The organism is Stenotrophomonas sp. (genome assembly GCF_050737075.1).
Classification (GTDB): domain Bacteria; phylum Pseudomonadota; class Gammaproteobacteria; order Xanthomonadales; family Xanthomonadaceae; genus Stenotrophomonas.
On the sequence record NZ_JBOHXV010000172.1, the window covers coordinates 1 to 2,964 of the forward strand.

The following is a 2,964-nucleotide window of genomic DNA, read 5'->3' on the forward strand; positions in this document are numbered from 1 at the left end:
GGGGCGCCCAATGGGCGCCCCTTCTTTTTGTCTGATCGTAGAGCCACCCCATGGGTGGCTGCGTCTTAGTGCGGCGCCGCGAAGCCACCCATGGGGTGGCTCTACCCCACCGGCAGCAACGAGCCCCGATACGCCACGATCAAGCCCACCACCGGCGCGGCGATCTCCACATCGAACACGAACCGGCCGTCCACCTCGGTCTCGAACGTGGTCCCCTTCGGCAGCAGCGCCTTCGGCATCGGCAGGCCCAGGCAGAACCAGCGGCGCGGCACCAGGGTCAGGCGATCGCCTTCAACCACCAGCGCCAGGGCAACGTCGATCAGGCCAAAACGCTCCACCAGCAGCGCGTCGTTGCGCCCTGCCCCGCGCCGTTGCCACGAGTGGAAACGCCGGCCAGCGAAGTCGCGCGTCCAACGCTCGCCGCCCTTCTCCGAATGGAATGCCACGGTCACCGGTACGTTCGCACCGGCGGCGGGGAAACCGATCGCGGCCGCGATGGCCCGCGCCAGCATCCCGCTGCCACGACGCACCTGCGACACACCGCTCCAACGGCGCGCGTGCGTTCCCAGGTGCAGCGCCTGCACCTGCTTGGGGAGCGTCACGTACGCACTGCCCAGCACCTGCTGATACAGGCTTTGGCCGACGTCTTCGCGGTGGGAACCGGGCGGGATGATGCAGCGGCCTACTTGACCCGGCGCAGGTGGTTGGGACGTCGTGGCCCACCCGGCGGGCGCGGCTTGAACGGGGGTTGCCCACGCCAGTAGCGGATCAGCAGCCAGCCGAAGATCATGCCGCCCAGATGGGCGAAGTGGGCGATGCCCGGCTGCCAGGACGTGGCGCCCATCACCAGCTCGGTGATGCCGATCACGATCACGAAGGTGCGCGCCTTCATCGGAATCGGCGGGAACAGCAGCATGATCCGCTGGTTCGGGAACAGCATGGCGTAGGCCAGCAACAGGCCGAAAATGCCACCGGAGGCGCCCAGCACCGGCGCCGGGTCGGCGATCAGCGCGCCCACCAGCAACTGGCACAAGCCCGCACCGGCCACGCACACCAGGTAAAAGGTCAGGAAGCGCTTTTCGCCCCACGTCTGTTCCAGCGGCGAACCGAACATGAAGAGCGCCAGCATGTTGAAGAACAGGTGGCCGAAGCCGCCATGCAGGAAGCCATACGTCAGCAACTGCCACGGCTGGAAATTGCCGCCCGGCGAGAACGGGTCGAAGCCGCCGCGCAGGGGCTGCAGCATGAACGGCTCGAACGTGCCGTAGCCGAGCAGGAAGGGCTGCTGCAGCAGGAACAGCACGATGTTGGCGATCAACAGTGCCTTGGTAACGGTGGGCAGGCGCGGAAACATGGGGTCATCCTTTGGAACCGCGCCCATCATAACGGGCTAGCCCGGTCCCCACAGGGCCGCATCCAGTTCGTCGCCGGGCGTGCGCGGCATGTGCTTCACCCTGCCCCGCTCCATCACCACCCCTTCGGCACGCAGCCGCTGGCTCTGCTCGCGCCAGCCGCGGGAGCCTTCCGGCATCGCAATGCGCCCGTCCGAGCGCAGCACGCGGTGCCAGGGCAGGTCCGGGTCGTCGTTCATGCCCAGCACGCGCGCCGTCAGCCGCGCGCGGCCAGGCAGCCCGGCCTTGGCCGCCACCTGCCCGTAACCCATCACCTGCCCGCGCGGAATGGCGCGGATCACCGCCAGGATGCGCGCCCGCGCCTGGGCGGCCGGATCGTCGGCCGGTTCCCCCGGCTCGGCCGCCGCCCGCACTTTCACGCGCGGACGCGGCTGACCAGCAGCACCCCGACCAGCACCAGCGCCGTCCCCAGGATCTGCCCGGGGCCCATGGGTTCGTCGAGCAGCCATAGACTCATCACGATGGTGGATACAGGGCCGAGCATACCCACCTGGGCGGCCAGCGACGAGCCGATCCGTTTCACCGCCAGCATGATCGCCAGCACCGGCAGGACCGTGCAGACCGTGGCGTTGACCAGCGACAGCCAGTACACCGGCTCGGGCTGCTGGAACAACACCGGCAGCGGGTGCAGCACCGCGAAGTGCAGCACGCACAGCACGCAGGCCACGCAGCTGGCATAGGCCGTGAGGCGGATCGCGCCGATCCTGGCCACCACCTGCCCGCTGCCGAACAGATACAGCGCGTAGCTCAGCGCGCTGGCGAACACCAGCGCACTGCCCAGCACGATGCGCCCGCCTTCCAACTGCAGGTCATGCCCGAACGCCAGCAGCACGCCCAGATAACTCAGGGCCAGCGCGACCAGCTGCCAGCGGCCGGGACGCTTCTTGAGCAGCACCAGGCTGATGAGCAGCACCAGGGTCGGGTTGAGATACAGAATCAACCGCTCCAGGGTGACGCTGATGTACTGCAGCCCCTGGAAGTCGAGCAGGCTGGACAGGTAGTAACCGGTGAAACCCAGCCACAGCACCCGCCCGCGATCGCCCCAGGACAGCGCCGTGGCGCGGCGGGCCGACCACACGGCCAGCATCGCGAAGAATGGGAACGCCATCAGCATGCGCAGCGCCAGCAGCGTGGTGGCATCCACGCCGTGGCGGTAGGCCAGTTTCACGATCACCGCCTTGCCGGAAGCGGCAATGGCACCGATCGCGGCGAGCAGCACGCCGGAGGCGGCGAGGCGTGGGGAGGAGGTAGGGAGCGCGTGCGACATCGGGGGTATTGTCGCACCTGCACCGGCGCGTATCGCCACCGCTTGGGTGGCTTCATCGCGTAGAGCCACCCCATGGGTGGCTTCGTATCCGTCGGGGGTCATGAACCCCGGACGCGCGGCTTCGGATGGATGTCAGCCGCGGTAAGCGATGAGGACGCGTCGTTGCTGCGGTTGCTGGGTTTGTGCCGCGCTTCGCGCGGTCGCCAGGCATGGCCAGGCGCTACGAATTGTTACGGGCGCCGGGTAGCGCGCGGTTGTGTTGATGCGCGTTCAGCGCAACAACAC

General features: G+C 68.4%; 4 protein-coding genes. All 4 read right to left on the reverse strand.

The features are described 5' to 3' along the window. Positions 1–101: 101 nt before the first annotated feature. A complete protein-coding gene (locus tag ACREPD_RS21990) occupies positions 102–602 on the reverse strand; it encodes a DUF4166 domain-containing protein (RefSeq protein ID WP_431601265.1) in 501 nt (166 codons plus the stop codon). An 80-nt stretch (positions 603–682) separates the two neighbouring features. Then, positions 683–1,354: a rhomboid family intramembrane serine protease gene (locus tag ACREPD_RS21995; protein ID WP_431601266.1), complete on the reverse strand. Its 672-nt coding sequence runs from the start codon at positions 1,352–1,354 to the stop codon at positions 683–685. Positions 1,355–1,390: 36 nt separating this feature from the next. Next, positions 1,391–1,861, reverse strand: a complete 471-nt coding sequence (locus tag ACREPD_RS22000) for an MGMT family protein (RefSeq protein ID WP_431601267.1) — start codon at positions 1,859–1,861, stop codon at positions 1,391–1,393. Continuing rightward, positions 1,768–2,679 carry a DMT family transporter gene (locus ACREPD_RS22005; protein ID WP_431601268.1) on the reverse strand — a complete coding sequence of 304 codons (912 nt, stop codon included), beginning with the start codon at positions 2,677–2,679 and terminating at the stop codon, positions 1,768–1,770. The genes ACREPD_RS22000 and ACREPD_RS22005 overlap by 94 nt, the downstream gene beginning before the upstream one ends. Between the last annotated feature and the right edge of the window lie 285 nt (positions 2,680–2,964).

Bases quoted from the DNA above. Each gene is read 5' to 3' on its own strand.
- ACREPD_RS21995 (WP_431601266.1), bottom strand. From the start codon at position 1,354: ATGTTTCCGCGCCTGCCCACCGTTACCAAGGCACTGTTGATCGCCAAC.
- ACREPD_RS22000 (WP_431601267.1), bottom strand. From the start codon at position 1,861: ATGGCTGCTCGACGAACCCATGGGCCCCGGGCAGATCCTGGGGACGGC.
- ACREPD_RS22005 (WP_431601268.1), bottom strand. From the start codon at position 2,679: ATGTCGCACGCGCTCCCTACCTCCTCCCCACGCCTCGCCGCCTCCGGC.